General features: G+C 66.8%; 11 protein-coding genes. 3 read left to right on the top strand and 8 right to left on the bottom strand.

Features of this window, described 5'->3' with window-relative positions; all coding sequences use genetic code 11:
• The first annotated feature begins 53 nt into the window (after window positions 1-53).
• The gene (locus tag BMX78_RS19780) at window positions 54-1,079 is read left to right on the top strand and encodes a glycoside hydrolase family protein (protein ID WP_286139186.1); all 1,026 of its coding nucleotides are present in this window, start codon (window positions 54-56) and stop codon (window positions 1,077-1,079) included.
• A 127-nt stretch (window positions 1,080-1,206) separates the two neighbouring features.
• Here the strand turns inward: BMX78_RS19780 and BMX78_RS19775 are convergent, their stop codons facing one another.
• The 8 genes from BMX78_RS19775 to BMX78_RS19740 all read right to left on the bottom strand — a co-directional run bounded on the left by BMX78_RS19775 (window position 1,207) and on the right by BMX78_RS19740 (window position 10,503).
• Entirely contained in the window at window positions 1,207-2,496 is a 1,290-nt protein-coding gene (locus tag BMX78_RS19775; protein ID WP_091423315.1) for an ammonium transporter, read from the bottom strand.
• 260 nt (window positions 2,497-2,756) lie between these two features.
• On the bottom strand, window positions 2,757-4,019 hold the full coding sequence (locus BMX78_RS19770; RefSeq protein WP_091423311.1) for an allantoate amidohydrolase: 1,263 nt from the start codon (window positions 4,017-4,019) through the stop codon (window positions 2,757-2,759).
• 35 nt (window positions 4,020-4,054) lie between these two features.
• On the bottom strand, window positions 4,055-5,242 hold the full coding sequence (locus BMX78_RS19765) for an FAD-dependent oxidoreductase (RefSeq protein WP_091423310.1): 1,188 nt from the start codon (window positions 5,240-5,242) through the stop codon (window positions 4,055-4,057).
• Window positions 5,242-6,609 carry an FMN-binding glutamate synthase family protein gene (locus BMX78_RS19760; protein WP_091423307.1) on the bottom strand — a complete coding sequence of 456 codons (1,368 nt, stop codon included), beginning with the start codon at window positions 6,607-6,609 and terminating at the stop codon, window positions 5,242-5,244. Before BMX78_RS19760 ends, BMX78_RS19765 begins: the two co-directional genes overlap by 1 nt.
• An 8-nt stretch (window positions 6,610-6,617) precedes the next feature.
• Window positions 6,618-7,340 carry a GltB/FmdC/FwdC-like GXGXG domain-containing protein gene (locus BMX78_RS19755; protein WP_091423304.1) on the bottom strand — a complete coding sequence of 241 codons (723 nt, stop codon included), beginning with the start codon at window positions 7,338-7,340 and terminating at the stop codon, window positions 6,618-6,620.
• Window positions 7,328-8,248, bottom strand: a complete 921-nt coding sequence (locus tag BMX78_RS19750) for a class II glutamine amidotransferase domain-containing protein (protein WP_091423302.1) — start codon at window positions 8,246-8,248, stop codon at window positions 7,328-7,330. The genes BMX78_RS19755 and BMX78_RS19750 overlap by 13 nt, the downstream gene beginning before the upstream one ends.
• A 27-nt stretch (window positions 8,249-8,275) precedes the next feature.
• Entirely contained in the window at window positions 8,276-9,658 is a 1,383-nt protein-coding gene (gene glnT, locus BMX78_RS19745; protein ID WP_091423299.1) for a type III glutamate--ammonia ligase, read from the bottom strand.
• Between the two features lie 257 nt (window positions 9,659-9,915).
• Entirely contained in the window at window positions 9,916-10,503 is a 588-nt protein-coding gene (locus tag BMX78_RS19740) for a helix-turn-helix domain-containing protein (RefSeq protein WP_286139184.1), read from the bottom strand.
• A 237-nt stretch (window positions 10,504-10,740) separates the two neighbouring features.
• On the opposite strand from BMX78_RS19740, the gene BMX78_RS19735 reads away from it, so the two are divergent.
• Complete coding sequence (locus tag BMX78_RS19735) at window positions 10,741-14,289, top strand: discoidin domain-containing protein (RefSeq protein ID WP_091423293.1); 3,549 nt, start codon at window positions 10,741-10,743, stop codon at window positions 14,287-14,289.
• Window positions 14,290-14,469: 180 nt separating this feature from the next.
• Window positions 14,470-15,468, top strand: a complete 999-nt coding sequence (locus BMX78_RS19730; RefSeq protein ID WP_091423290.1) for a LacI family DNA-binding transcriptional regulator — start codon at window positions 14,470-14,472, stop codon at window positions 15,466-15,468.
• The last annotated feature ends 101 nt before the right edge of the window (window positions 15,469-15,569 follow it).

Below are 15,569 nucleotides of genomic sequence, written 5' to 3'. Positions count from 1 at the left end.
AACCCTTCGCAGCTGCACCTATCGCGTAAGCTGGACGCACCAAAACTACAACGTTGGAGAAAACTGTGTCCCAGCAGCAGGCCGCCCAGCAGACTCTCGCACCGCCGGCCCCTCCCATCCTGCGCCCGGATGCGTTCAGCACCCCCTACCGCGATCCCGTCTGGGACGGCCCCACAGATCCCATCCTGATCCCGGACCACCGCACCGGCGAGTGGGTGCTGTTCTACACCCAGCGCCGGGCCACCGCACCAGGGTTGACCGGCGTCGAATGGGTGCACGGCACAGCCGTCGGCGCTGCGCGGTCCTCCGACGGCGGACTCAGCTGGACCTACCAGGGCACCGTAGACGGACTCGTCCCGCCCGACACTGAACTGCCCGCCACCCTCTGGGCCCCCGACGTCGTACGCATCGGCAGCCAGTGGATCATGTACCTGACCGTGCTCGGCGGAGTGCGGACCGACTGGACCGGGACCGCATCCATCGTCCAGTTCGCCAGCCAGGACCTCTCGACGTGGGAGTACCTGGGCGCCATCGACCTGGACTCGCCACGCGTTATCGACGCCGCCGTCGCCCTCTGCGGGGACGGCCGGTACCGGCTTTGGTACAAGGACGAAGCCCGTGGATCAAACACGTACAGCGCGGTGAGTGACACACCCGGGGACCCGTCGTCGTGGGTCCTTGAAGGACTCACCATCCCGGGCCGCCCGCATGAAGGGCCCAAGGTCTTCCAGCTCGGCGGAACGTTCTGGATGATCGTGGACGAGTGGCGCGGCCAGGGTATCTACCGCTCGGAGGACGGCGCGGGCGGCTGGGTCCGGCAGGACCACCTGGGCGGGCTCATCCTCACCGCGCCGGAATCGGTGGACGGGAGGCCCGTCGTCGGCCGCCACGCGGATGTGGTCCCGTTCCCGCCCGGGGCGGACGGCAGGGAACGCGCCGTGCTGGTCTACTTCACGCATCCGCACTGGAACGGCGAGGAGATCGACACCATGGCGCCGGACCCTCGAACCCGCCTCAGCCACGTCCGGGCAGCGGTATTGGAAGTCCGCGAGGGAAACCTGGTCTGCGGCGAGGGGTAAACAAACGGGCACAGCAAAGGGCCAAACCTTGGAACTATAAGCCAGCTGGTGCTGGCACAGGTCCAAGGCCTGGCCCTTTGCCTGACTCGTATTCCGGGCGCCCCCGCCCGGAATCCTTTACTGGCCGCTAGACCCGCTGGGGCGAACCGAGCTCCACCGGATCTTCATCCGTCAGGTACGCCAGCTCCGAGTGGGCGGCGAGGTCGATGCCGCGCATTTCGTCTTCGGGCTTGATGCGCAGGCCAATGGTCTTATCCAGGATCTTCGCCAGGATCCATGTGATGCCAAACGAGTAGACCAGGACGGAGACGGTGGCCAGCGCCTGGACTCCCAGCAGTTCGACGCCTCCGCCGTAGAACAGGCCGCTCACGGCGTTGGGTGCAGCGTCCGTGGCAAACAGGCCGATCAGCAGGGTTCCGAGGATGCCGCCCACGAGGTGGACACCCACCACGTCGAGTGAATCGTCGAAACCGAGGCGGAACTTCAGCTCAATGGCGAGCGAGCACACGGCCCCGGCGATCGCGCCGATGGCCACAGCGCCGAGCGGGCTGACAGCACCACAGGCGGGGGTGATCGCAACGAGCGCCGAGATCAGACCGGAAGCGGCGCCCATGCTGGTGGCGGCTCCATGGCGGACCCGCTCAACCAGTGCCCAGGCCAGGAGGCCGGCGGAAGCAGCAACAGCGGTGTTCAGGAAAACCACCGATGCGGACTGGCCGGCGGAAAGCGCAGAGCCGGCGTTGAAGCCGAACCAGCCCACCCACAGCAGGCCTGCGCCCACCAGCACCAGCGGGCGGCTGTGCGGTTTGGCGTGTTCCACCTTGGGCCAGCCGGAGCTCTTGCCCAGGACCAGCGCCAGGGCCAGTGCGGCAGCGCCGGCGTTCATGTGCACCGCGGTGCCGCCGGCGAAGTCGATGGCCTTGATGCCGCTGGCGATCCAGCCGCCAACGGTGCTGCCGTCAGCCGAGGAGAACGCGAATACCCAGTGCGCGATGGGGAAGTAGACGATCGTGGCCCAGATGCCCGCGAACAGCATCCAGGCGCCAAACTTCATCCGGCCGGCCGCGGCTCCGGCAACCAGTGCCGTGGTGACGCACGCGAAGAACAGCTGGAATGCGGCGAAGAGGATCACCGGGATGGACGCCCCATCATCGGCGGGAAGCAGCTGCGCCATGCCGGGGAACTCGGTAACGTCCCCGATGAGTCCCATGCCGCCCACGGAGTTTCCGAAAGCCATGGAGTAGCCGAACAGCGCCCAGAGGACGGCCACCAGGCTGGCGCCGCCAAAGCACATCATCATCATGTTGAGGATGCGGCGTGAGCCCACCATGCCCCCGTAAAACAGGGCCAGGGCGGGGATCATCATGCAGACCAGCGCGGAACTGGCCAAAATCCAAGCGACATTTCCCGAATCCATGGGAAACCCCTTTCGTGATGCGAAGAAGAGAGAACGGTAAGTTGCCGTCAGAGCCGATCCGTCAGGAGGGACGCGGGATGAATTCCACGTTCAGCGGAGGGCGGCCATTGCCGTCTGGTTCCAACTGTATGACTGGCATTTTTGGCTGGGTTTCCGATGTGTAAAATGATCGTTTCAGTCGTCCGCCTGCGAGTTTCAGCTGTCCCTCCAAGCGCACGCGAGGGCTGCCGGGACCTCTACGGCAGTGCACGACGGCGGCCCTAGCCAGTGGCGCGGGCCCCGCCCAGGAGCCCGGCCAGCGAGTCAGCCAGCGCCACGGCGCCTTCCTCGGCGTCCCAGTCCTCCACCAGTTCGTCCGGTGAGTGCGAGACGCCGGTGGGGTTCCGGACGAAGAGCATGGCGGTGGGGATGTGTGAAGCCAACACACCGGCGTCGTGCCCTGCTCCGGTGTCCAGGACCGGCGCGGCGGGAAGCAGTTTTTGCAGCCGGTCCCGCAGGCCAGCGTCGAAATGCACTGTGGGGCTCAGCGATTCCGTGGCCAGGCTTGCGGTGCAGCCCTCCTCCGCGGCGAAGATCCCGGCGTTGAGCCGGATGGCTTCCACCAGGGCTGCGGTGACGGAGTCGTCCGGGTGGCGGACGTCGATCCACAGGTCCACGCGGGACGCGATCACGTTCGTCCCGCCAGGTACCGGCTGGACCCTGCCTACAGTGGCCCGAGCGTCCCGGTACTTCCGGGCAGTGTCGCGGATGCCGACCATAATCTTGGCAGCGGCGATCATCGGATCCTTGCGGCCCGCCATCAGGGTGGTCCCCGCGTGGTTGCCCTGCCCGGAGATGCTCAGCTTCCAGCGGCCGTGGCCCAGGATTGACGAACCGATGGCCACGGGCTGGTTGAGGTCCACCAGTCCCCTGCCCTGCTCCACATGCAGCTCCACGAACAGGCCAAGCTGCTGGAGGGCCTTGTAGTCGGTGCCGATCAGCCGCGGATCCTGCCCGTTCGCGGCCGCGACGTCCGCATAGGTGTTGCCGTCCGGGTCCTTCAGACGGCGGGCCTTGTCCGGGTCCAGTTCACCGGTGAGGAGCCGGGAACCCAGGCAGGCCACGCCGAACCGTGATCCCTCTTCCTCCGGGAAAACGGCGATGGCCAGCGGCCGGCGGGGACGGAGCCCGCGGGCCTTCAGGATGTCGACGGCGACCAGCGCCGAGGCGACCCCCAATGGACCGTCGTACGCGCCTCCGCCCGGGACCGAATCGAGGTGGCTGCCCGTCACCACGGCGTCCCTCCTGGTGCCGGCGGAAGTGTCCCACCAGGCCCAGATGATGCCGTTGTGATCGGTATGGACGTTCAGTCCGCGCCGTTCGGCCTGCTCGATGAACCAGGCGCGCAGGTCCGTCTCGGCGGTGGAGAACACCGGCCGCGAGTAGCCGCCGCGTGAGGTATCCCTGCCGATGGCGGAGATATCCTGCAGCAGGCTGCTCACAGTGGATGCGCTGGTTCGGGCGGACGGCAGGGCCTCCGCCATGGGTACGATCTGTGGAAGGCTCACTGGTATCCGATCTAGGTGGTCACAGCTGTTGACGATGCCATCCGGAACCGGCCGGGAACTGTCCCGGCACCGGTGGCCAGGTCCGCGGCCCACTGGCCGATCAGCGGCGCGAACTTGGCGCCGTGCCCCGAACATGGCGAGAGGACAGTCAGGTTCTCCGCGCGGTCGATGACGAAGTCTTCGCGGGGGGTGTTGGTGAACAGGCAGGTGGTTTCGGCGTACGGTTCCGGGTCCAGGCCGGGAAGGTAGCGGCGGACGTAATCCACCACGCGGCGACGGTTGGCGGGATCCACTTCACCGGTCTGCTCCCGGGCGGACGGGATGCGTTTCCCGCCGTTGTACTCGGCCACTTTCTGCCCCGCGAAGCCTGCGTCCCGTCCGCCGGGAAGGCCGTAGGCCTGGATGTCGGCGGCCTTGTGGATGAACGTGGGCCAGCCCGCGGTACCACGGCCGGTGCTGCCTGAAGCCGCGCCGCCGTCGTGATCCCGGTATTTGAAGTGGAACGCCTGCTCCTGCCGCACGGTGAACTCCGGCAGTCCAGCCAGGAAACCCGTCGGAAGTGACAACTGCCCCAGCAGCCCGGGCAGCCAGCCGCCGGCGCTGATCACCACGTTGCCGGCGTCCACTGTTTCCCCTGTTGAGGAATGCAGCCGGTAACCCGCACCCGTCCGCTCCACGCTGTGCAGCTCCCAGCCGGTCAGCAGCCGGGCACCGTGCCCGACGGCGAGCCTCACCATCGCGTTCACCGCGGTTTCCGCGTCGATCACCCCCGCCCAGGGATGCCAGAGGACCTCGGTATCGAAGGCGATCTGCGGCCAGCGCTTGCGGGCGTCGGCGGCGGACAGGAGTTCATGCTCGATCCCTTCCCCAGCGAGCACCGAGGCCAGCAACCGGGGATTGCGCTCCGGGCCGTAGTCCACGGCGCCGAACGGAGTGATCAGGGTGGTTCCGGAGACCGCCGCCAGCCCGTCCCAAAGGGACTTCGATTCCAGCACCGCCCGGGTATAGAAGGGGTCCGGATAGGCATAGCGGAAGATCCGGGCGGAGCCGTGGGAGCTGCCATCGTGCGCTGCCGGGGTGCTGCGTTCCAGGAGGGTGACCTGGTGGCCGCGGGCGGCGAGCTGCCAGGCGGTGGCGGCGCCCGCCAGGCCGGCGCCTACCACCACAAAGTCGGAGGAGTCAGAAGCGGCTCCAGGCATCAAAAACTGCCCTGGCCGGGGATCCACGAGGTGCCTGCCAGCGGCACGCGCGCCATGGCGGAGGCCTCGATGGTCAGCGCCACCAGGTCTTCGGGTTCGAGGTTGTGCAGGTGAGACTTTCCGCAGGCCCGGGCGATGGTCTGGGCTTCCATGGTGAGGACGCGGAGGTAGTTGGCCAGCCGTTTGCCGGCAGCAACCGGGTCCAGCCGGGAGGACAGCTCCGGATCCTGGGTGGTGATGCCGGCGGGGTCGCGGCCGTCCTGGAAGTCGTCGTAGAAACCGGCGGCGGAGCCCAGGGCGGAGTACTCGGCGGCGTAGCGGGGATCGTTGTCGCCGAGCGCGATCAGCGCAGCCGTCCCGATGGCCACTGCGTCCGCGCCAAGGGCCATGGCCTTGGCCACGTCCGCCCCGGTCCGGATGCCGCCGGAGACGATGAGCTGGACCTTGCGGTGGACCCCGAGTTCCTGCAGGGCCTGGACAGCCTGCGGGATCGCGGCGAGGGTGGGGATGCCGACGTTCTCGATGAACACCTGCTGCGTGGCCGCGGTTCCGCCCTGCATGCCGTCCACCACCACAACGTCGGCGCCGGACTTCACGGCGAGCGCTGTGTCGTAGTACGGCCGGGAGGCGCCGATCTTGACGTAGATGGGCGTCTTCCAGTCGGTGATTTCGCGGAGCTCGCCGATCTTGATTTCCAGGTCGTCCGGGCCGGTCCAGTCCGGGTGCCGGCTCGCCGACCGCTGGTCGATGCCTACCGGCAGGGTGCGCATTCCGGCGACGCGTTCGGTGATTTTCTGGCCCAGGAGCATGCCGCCGCCGCCCGGTTTGGCGCCCTGGCCCAGCACGATCTCAATTGCATCGGCCTTGCGCAGGTCGTCCGGGTTCATGCCGTACCGGGAGGGCAGGTACTGGTACACGAGGTGCTTGGACTGGCCGCGCTCCTCAGGCGTCATGCCGCCGTCGCCCGTGGTGGTGGAGGTGCCCACCTCGCTGGCGCCGCGGCCCAGCGCTTCCTTAGCATTTGCGGACAGGGCGCCGAAGCTCATTCCGGCGATGGTCACCGGGGTCTGCAGGTGCAGCGGGCGGGTGGCGTGCCGGTCGCCAAGGACGACGTCGGGATCGCACTTTTCGCGGTAGCCCTCCAGCGGGTAGCGGGACATGGAGGCGCCGAGGAAGAGCAGGTCGTCAAAGTGCGGGACCTTGCGCTTGGCGCCCCAGCCGCGGATGTCGTAGACGCCGGTGGCGGCCGCGCGCTGGATGTCGGCGATGGTGGCGCGGTCGAAGGTGGCGGACTCGCGCAGACCCAGCTCGGCCAGGTCCTGGGGTGCAACGCCCTGAGCGGGGAGCGGTACGGAGGTGATGGTCATGGGGGCTCCTAGTACGACGTCGAGTTGTCGACGTGGAAGTGGTAAAGGTTCCGGGCTGAGCCGTAGCGCTTGAACTCGGCCGGGTTGTCGGTGCGGCCGGCGGCGGCGAGCAGTTCAGCGAGTTCGGCAAGGTGCTCTTCGCGCAGCGGCTTTTCGATGCAGTCGGCGCCGAGGGAGGCGACGGTGCCCTTGACGTACAGGCGCGCCTCGTAGATGGAGTCGCCCAGCGCATCGCCGGCGTCGCCGCAGACCACCAGCCGGCCTGCCTGCGCCATGAACGCGGACATGTGGCCGATGTTGCCGCCCACCACAATGTCCACGCCCTTCATGGAAATCCCGCAGCGGGCCCCGGCGTTCCCGTCGATGACCACCAGGCCGCCGTGGCCGGTAGCCGCTGCGGACTGGGAGGCGTCGCCCGTGACATGCACCCTGCCGGACATGATGTTCTCGGCGAGTCCGACGCCGGCATTGCCGTTGATGGTCACGTTGCCTTTTTGGTGCATCCCGGCTGCGTAGTAGCCGGCGTGGCCTTCGATGGCCACGTTGATGTCCGCGTCAATGCCGACTGCCAGGCTGTGCTTGCCGCCGGGGTTGGTGACGGTCCAGGACTGCCCGTCAACGGCATTGTGGATGGCCTGGTTGAGTTCGCGGACGGAGCTAACGCCCAGATCCACTGTGGTGTCCGTCAGCGCGTCGACGGTGGGGACTTCGGGGGCTGTCAGAGTGACCATGTGTAGACCTTTCCGGGTTCCGGTTCAAAGATGCGGGCGTTGTTGATGCCGGGCAGGCCGGCCAGGGCGCGGTATTCGGAGGCCATGGCCACGTAGTCATCCGTTTCGGCGATGATGGCCGGCTTGCAGGCGATGGGGTCGCGGACCACCGCCATGCTGTCCGCGGTGGTGACCACCAGGGTGTAGAAACCGTCCAGGACCTTGCCCAGGTTCACCAGGGCTTCCTCGAGGGTGTCCCCCTGCCTCAGCCGGGAGGCGACGTAGCGGGCACCCACTTCGGTGTCGTTCTCGGAATCGAACACCACGCCTTCACGCTTGAGTTCACGCCGCACGGTGGCGTGGTTGGAGAAGGAGCCGTTGTGGACCAGGCACAGGTCATCGGCCACCGAGAAGGGGTGCGACCCGCCAGCGGTGACGGCGGATTCGGTGGCCATCCGGGTGTGGGACAGGCCCTGGCTTCCGGCCATCGCTTCCAAACCGTGCTCAGCGGCGATCTCCATCGGGTGGCCAACGCTCTTCATCACGGCGACATGCTCGCCGCGCCCGATGATGGTCGCGCCGGGCAGGGTTTCGCTGACTGCTTTCACCAGCAGGTCGGTCCCGACGGCGGCACTCACCAGGGTGGTATCGCCCACCACCCGGGCGGCTGCTGCCGCACCTGCTGGAAGCACGCCAGCGAGGAGCGCTGCGACGCCTGCGGTGATGGCCGCCGTCGTCATCCCCTGGTCCTTGCCCAGCAGGCTAAGTGTGGAGGTACCGGGAGAAACCAGGCCGGGGGTGTTGTAGACGGCGAGGCCGGCGGAGTCCGGTCCGCGGTCCACGATCTGGCAGAGCATCGAGGACAGCAGGCTGCCCATCTGGGGATGCAGCGAGGGGTTGCGCAGCTGCAGCGCGGCAATTCCGCACATGGTGGTCCTTTACGTGTGGGTAGGGGGTCAGATAGAGGTCAAATAGGTGCGGATTTCCCAGTCGCTGACCTGGTTGTGCCAGCTCAGGAACTCCTCTTCCTTGGCGTCCGCGTAGTAGCTGCCGATGGCGGGGTCGCCGCTGAGACTGGCAAGGATCACGGGATCCTTCCGCAGCGCTTCCACGGCGTGGAGCAGGGTGGCCGGCAGGAGGTGCGCATTGGGTTTGGACTCCCCCGGCCCGGACGGCTGGCCCGGGTCCAGGGATTTCTCCACGCCGTCCAGCCCGGCGGCGATAGCCGTGGCGATGGCGAGGTACGGGTTGGCCGAGCCGTCACCGGAGCGCAGCTCGATCCGCTTGTTGTCCGGCACGCGGATCATGTGGGTGCGGTCGTTGCCGCCGAAGGATGCCTTGCGGGGCGACCAGGTGGCGCCGGAGGAGCTGGTGGTGGCACCGGACCTTTTGTAGGAGTTCACGGTGGGCGCGAGGAAGGCCTGCAGCGCGGGGGCGTGGTCCAGGATGCCGGCGATGAACGAATAGGCGAGGCCGGAAAGCCCAAGGCCGCGGCCGCCGTCGTCCGCTCCCTCGGCGGGGAACAGCGCCTCGGCACCCGACCACAGTGACAGGTGGAAGTGCAGGCCGGTGCCGGTCCGGTCAGTGAAGGGTTTGGGCATAAACGTGGCGGTCATGCCGCGCTGCCCCGCCAGGATGTTCAGGATGTAGCGGAGGGACACCACCCGGTCAGCGGTGGTGAGGGCGTCCGCGTAGTTGAAGTTCTGCTCGAACTGGCCGGCGGCGTCCTCGTGGTCGTTGGCGTAGTTGCCCCAGCCCAGGCTGTTCATGGCATCGGAGATGGAGGTGAGGTGGTCGTACATGCGGGTGACGCCGCGGGCGTCGTAGCAGGGGCGGGGTGAGTCGTCCTTGCTGTCCGCGGTACTCAGGGTCCCGTCGTCGTTCTTTGTCACCAGGAAGTACTCGACCTCGGCGCCCACCTTTGCCTGCATGCCCTTCTCCGCCAGGCGGGACAAAGTGTTTTTCAGGACCACGCGCGGGGCGTAGGGCCAGGGCTGTCCGTCAACGTGCGGATCGCAGTGGATGATGGCCAGGCCCTCCTTGATGAAGGGCACCGGGGTGAAGGACGCGAGGTCCGGGACAGCGATCAGGTCCGGGTCCTGCGGCTTCTGGCCCATCAGCCCGGCGGCGTACCCGGCGAAGCCCATGGCACCGTGTTCCAGTTCGTCGGCGGCTTCAACGGGGACCAGCTTGGCGCAGGGCTTGCCCGTCATGTCCACGAAGGTGGCCAGCAGGAAGCGGACGTCGTGGGCACGCGCAATGTCTGCGAGGGAAATCCGGCGGGAGCTCTCCGCCACAGGTGCTTCTGTTGGTACTTCAGGTGTCGCGAGACTAGTCATCGGAACTGTCCTGTTCGCTTGCTGTTGCTTCTTATGAAACCTTGTTGAACCACAGTAGTCAAAGGTCTGTTTCAAGCGAGCGCAGGATTTGTTAAATCTGGATGTCGCGGGGTCCGGCCGGAAGGACACATCCGCGCTTTAGGCAGGAGTATTCAGGCAGCAAAGGGCCGCAGAAAGGGGCGCATCCCGGCCGCCTAAGCTCTACCGCGCACGTGCGGCGTTCGGTCCCCGGCCGGTCCGGAGCTTTACAAGTGTTCCTATTTGGCGGCCACGGCCAGGAACCGGATGGGCAGTTCCTGGAGTTCGAGCGGGCCGTGGGGGCCTTCACCGTCGAGAAGCAGTGAGTCGCCAGGCTCCATGGTGTATTCGTACTGGCCGTGGCCGTACACCATGCGGCCGGCGAGCATGTAGATGAACTCGGTGCCGGGGTGCTGGAAGAGTGGGAAAACGTCCGAGGCGTCCGTCAGCGTCACCAGGGTGGGCTCCAGCGCATCCGTGCGGCCCTTTAAAGTACCCAGCACGCGGTATTCGTGCCCGTGCTGGGTGCCGCTGCGCACGGTGAGGCTGCCCTCGCCATTCTTGGTGAAGGTGGCATCCCGGTCTGTGTCCGCGCCGCGGAACAGCGCCGTCACTGGGATCCTAAGCCCGTCGGCGAGGCGCTGCAGGGTAGTCAGGGAACAGGACGTACTGGCGGTTTCGATCTTGGAGATCATCGCCTTGGACATCCCGGTGCGGGAGGCAAGCTCGGCGGAGGACAGGCCCTGGGAGGTGCGGTAGTGCCTCAGCTGGGCCGCAATCACCTGTTCGAGCTTTCCGGCAACCTCTTCCCGGGCATGTTCCGTCATAGCAGCCATCTTAGGTTGCCTGCTTCAGCCGCTGGTCGCTTGCAACAACCACCCCACGCGGTTCCAGATTGCATCATCCGCGTGCAGGTTTGTTCGAGCACGATCGATGCTGTTCGAGTGGCTTGTTGCGGCCGCCTCCCGCCCATAGTCTCGCTGTGCCGCAGCTTTCCCGCTCCCCTGGATCTCCGTAGCGGGCGCCGGCACCAGCAACGCTTCCTGAGACAGTGAGGTACAACAATGACGTTCTCCGCCCGACCACCACGAAGGCTGCGAAGGCCGGTGGCCGCCCTGGCAGCCGCGGTTACGGCAGCAGCCGGCCTGGCGGTGCTGCCGGCCGCGCCCGTGGCTGCAGCCGATGCCACCCCGGTGACCATCACCCCCAACCCGGCGAGCCGCGGCGAGGCCTTTGAAGGCTGGGGCACCAGCCTGGTCTGGTTTGCGAACGCGACGGCGGGCTACCCGCCGGAACTGCGGGAGGAGCTTTACCAGAAGGTGTTCGGTGAGGACGGGCTTAACCTCAACATTGCCCGCTATAACGTGGGCGGCGGCAACGCGTCCGACGTCGCCAACTACCTGAACGACGGCAGCGCGGTGGAGGGCTGGTGGAAGCCGGTCAGTGAACCCGGTGCCGGCGAAGCGCCATCGAACCTGTACAACCCGGACGGGTCGGTAGACCCGACACAGGCCAACAAGCTCGCGTTCCTCAACCAGTGGAACCCGGATGACCCTTCCTCCTACAACCCGGACGCAGACCGGAACCAGCGCTGGTGGGTGGAACGCCTCGCCGCCGACCAGCAGATCACCCATTGGGAAGCCTTCAGCAACTCCCCTCCGTGGTTCATGACCAAGAGCGGCTATGTGTCCGGCCAGGTCAACACCAACAAGGGCGAGAATCTGCTGCCCCAGGCGGAAGCCAAGTTCGCCGCCTACATGAAGCACGCCGTCGAACTCCTCGAAGACGGCAGCGGCATCACAGTGGACACCATCGATCCCTTCAACGAGCCCAACTCCGGCTACTGGGGCACGGACATCAACGCCGCCACCGGCAAGCCGCCCACCACCTACACGCAGAAACAGGAAGGCGCGCTGATCTACCCGGCGGCGCAGGACCGCGTCACCAAACTGCTCGCCGCCGAACTGGCCAAGGACGGCACCAGCACGGATGCCGTCATCTCTGCCATGGACGAGACCGATCCGAGCAAGTTCATGACCAACTGGAACGGCTACAGCCAGCAGGCCAAGGACGCCGTCTCCCAGTTGAACGTGCACACCTACGGCACCAACGACCGCCGCCGCGTCCGCGACCTGGCAAACTCCACGGACAAGCCGCTGTGGATGAGCGAAGTGGGCGGTTTCTGGACCGGCAACCCGTCGCTCGGCGACTCCACGAGCGGCTGGGACCGCTCCAACATCACCAACGGCCTGGGCATCGCCGGCCGCATGGTCAACGACCTGCGCGAACTCGAACCGGACGCCTGGGTGTTCTGGCAGCCGGTGGAGGACACCTACAAGCAGGAAAAGGCGGACAAGGGCTGGGGCTCCATCTACGTTGATTTCGACTGCAACTACGCGGGCCGTGAGGGCTTCTCGAACCGCCGGCTCAACGACGGCGCCAGTGCCGACGCCGCCAAGTGCAAGGTCCTGACCAACCAGAAGTACAACACCACCCGGAACTTCACGCACTACATCCGCCCCGGCGACTTCCTCATCCAGAATGACAACGCCAAAACCGCGAGCGCCCTGGACGCGGACGGCAACGGAGCCAGCCTGGTGCACTTCAATGACACTCCGACGGCGGAAAAGGTCACCATCGACCTCAGCCGGTTCGGCAGCATCGCTCCCGGTGCCACCGTCACACCGGTGGTCACCACCAAGTCCCCGCTGGACGACATCGAGCGGAACGCCCTCGTCAAAGGTGCCCCGGTCGCCGTCGATAGCGCGGCAAAGTCAGCCACGCTGGACGTTGCGGCCGCGTCCGTGGTGACGTTCGTCGTCGACGGCGTCAGCGGAGTGGCGGGCAACGCCGCCCCCGTGCAGGACGGCCACAGCTACCACCTCACCGGTGAAGCCAGCGGAAAGTACCTCACCGGCAATGCCGACGGGTCCGCCGCCATCCAGGATCCGGGCAGCACGACGGCAGAGGTCAGCCCGCAGCTATGGACGTTCACCGCAGCGGGCGGCAAGGAGTTCGCCAACGACCGACGCTGGGTGGTCACCAACAAGGACGGCCGCGTGCTGACCGGCAACGGTGGCGTGCTTAACGCCAGCCAAACGGGCAGCGCATCCCTGGCCACCATGTCCCTGGAACAGGCCAAAGCTGATCCTGCGGCGCAATGGATAGTCACCACCGAAAATGGCAAGCAGTGGTCGCTGGTGAACGCCGGAGCTGCCATTGCCCTGCAGGTCTCCGGAAACCAGACCGCTGCGGGAGCCTCCGTGTCGCTCGGCTCGTCCACCGGAACCACGGCAACGGCAACCGGCAACGCGCATCAGGCCTGGGGTTTCACGGACCTCGCTGACCTTAAACTGCTCGGCACCAATCTAGTGGAACTAAGTACTCCCATTGGCACAGCACCATCCTTGCCGGCCACCGTCACCCCGCTGTACGCCAAGGGTGAAGGGCGTCCGGTAGCGGTGCAGTGGGAGGCCGTGGATCCTGCCATCTGGAAGAAACGTGGCACCGTGACCATCACTGGGTCAGGCACCGATGTCTACGGCCAGTCCTTCACCGACGCCAAGGCCACCGTGACCGTCGGCAAGTACACGGCCACGGACCCCGTCTCGGTGACAGTCGGAGCGGGTGCCACGCTGGACGGTGTCAAGGCGGCCGCGCCCGCGACTGTCCCCGGCCAGGTGGGAGCGGCAGCGGCCCGGAACGATCTCGCTGTGATCTGGGACTGGAGCACCCTTGACCCGGCGGCGCTGCAAACGCCGGGGACCGCCACCATCCGTGGCAAGGCCGGCACCGGAGTGGCTGGCGACAAACCGCTCGATGCCCTGCTGACCGTGCTGGTGGTGGACCGCGTCCCGAGCAGCAACATCTGCAAGGACGATCCCGCCACCACGGTCACCGCCAGCTACACCGAGGGCTCGTACACCGCCAGGAACACGTGCGACGGTAACGCGTCAACCCGGTGGTCCAACTGGGTGAGCGGCGGCCGTAACGGCGACAGCCTGAGCTACGCCTTCAGCCGCGACTACACCGTGGACTCAGTGACGGTGACCTCCGCCGAGAAGGCAGCCCAGAGCCTGAAAATCCAGTACCAGGATGCTGCAGGGGCCTGGCAGGACACTTCGGCAGGAACCGTCACCGGGCTGAGCACCACCGCTCCGACCAAGGTGGCGTTCAACCCTGTCACCACCCGCGGCATCAGGGTTGTACTGGCGACTCCCGGTTCCTACACCAAGGTGGCTGAGGTGGCCATTGCCGGCACTCGGCTGGGCGAAGCAGGCCTCGCCGACCTCGGCCGTTTGCTGGCGGACCAGAAGTCCGTAGTGGGCTTCTCGTCCGGAACGGGCAGCTACACGGTCCTGACGACATCGGCCGCGGTACCGACCGTGGCTGCCTACCCGCTGGACACCAACACCAAAGTTGTGGTGTCCCAGGCAACGGTTCAACGGCCGACGGCGACAGTCACCGTGACTGCCCCGAACGGCACCGCCCGGGAGTACACAGTGGCTTTTGTGTCGGGCAAGGCAGCCTGTGCCGGCGGAGGCTGGACCACCAACGTGGAGCCGGGCTTCACCACTGAAGGGGAGTGCGTGAGCTTCTTCGCCTCGAAGTAGCCCGGGTCTCAGCCTTCCCCCGAACCACGGGAACGGCCGTTGGAGCCGCCAGGCAACTGGCACTTCAACGGCCGTTTTTCGTTGTACCGCCGGACTATGCTGGGGAAACCTGCCGCAGCACCGGACGGCACGGGCAATGGCAGCGGGGACCTACGTCACTGGCCGCGGAAGGATGAGGGAATGGCGCGAGCGACAGTCCAGGACGTCGCCAGAACGGCAGGCGTGTCTGTGGGCACGGTTTCCCGCGTCCTTAACGGCAGCCCGGCCGTCAGCGCAGCAAGCAAGGAAAAGGTCACCGGCGCCATCCGGGAGCTCAACTACCGCCCCCTCGCCTCCGCCCGCGACCTGCGCCGCGACCGGACCATGCGCATTCTGGCCCTCGCCAGGAACCTCAACTCCCCCGTGATCAGCGAGGCTTTCCGGGGCTTCGGTGACGCCGCGGCCCAGGCCGGTTATGTCAGCCTCATTGCCCCGACGTCCGGGGACCTTGAACGGGAACAGCAGCTGGTGGACATGCTCCGCAACGGCTCGGTGGATGGCGCCATCCTGTTTTCGCCAGCCATGCCCGATGCCGAGGTGGAGGCCTTGGCGCAGCAGTTGAGCGTGGTGCAGGTCTGCGAAATCGTTGATTCCGAGGCGGCCTTTGGTGTTTCCATCGACGACCGGCAGGCAGCCTTCGACATCACGCGGCACCTCATCGAAACCGGCGGCCGGCGCCTGGCGATGATCGGCAACAGGCTGGCCCGTTCCGGCCGGCTTCGCGAGGAAGGTTTCCATGCCGCGGCCGCCCAGGCAGGCGTGTCACCAAGGCATCTGTTGTTTGCTGAAGGCGAGTTCGACTTCCTTGCCGGGCGCCGCCTCGCCAAGGAGCTTCTGCAGCTGGACCCGCTGCCCGATGCCGTGTTCTGCGGCAGCGACACGGTGGCCGCCGGCTGCGTCCGGGAGATTGTCGACGCCGGGTTGCGGGTCCCCGAAGACATTGCCGTGGCAGGTTTTGACGACTCCATCCAGGCGGAGATGTGCGTCCCGGAACTGACCACCATCCGGCAGCCTGCGTATGAGATGGGCGCGGTGGCCTTTGAGGCGCTCTACGCGCGGATGACGGAACCGGGTGAACACCGCCGCGGCCGGACTTTCCTGCCGCATGAGCTCGTGGTCCGCGACTCGACAAAGGGCTAGCCCAAGGGGTTGACAGTGAGCGAGGGTGGCTGCAAGACTTTTTGGAATCGATTCCACGGCCGATGGTTAAGCGTAACGAAAATCACCGGCCGCACCCGCCA

The organism is Arthrobacter sp. OV608 (assembly GCA_900110595.1).
Lineage (GTDB): Bacteria > Actinomycetota > Actinomycetes > Actinomycetales > Micrococcaceae > Arthrobacter.
This window is presented reverse-complemented; position numbering and strand designations above follow the sequence as displayed.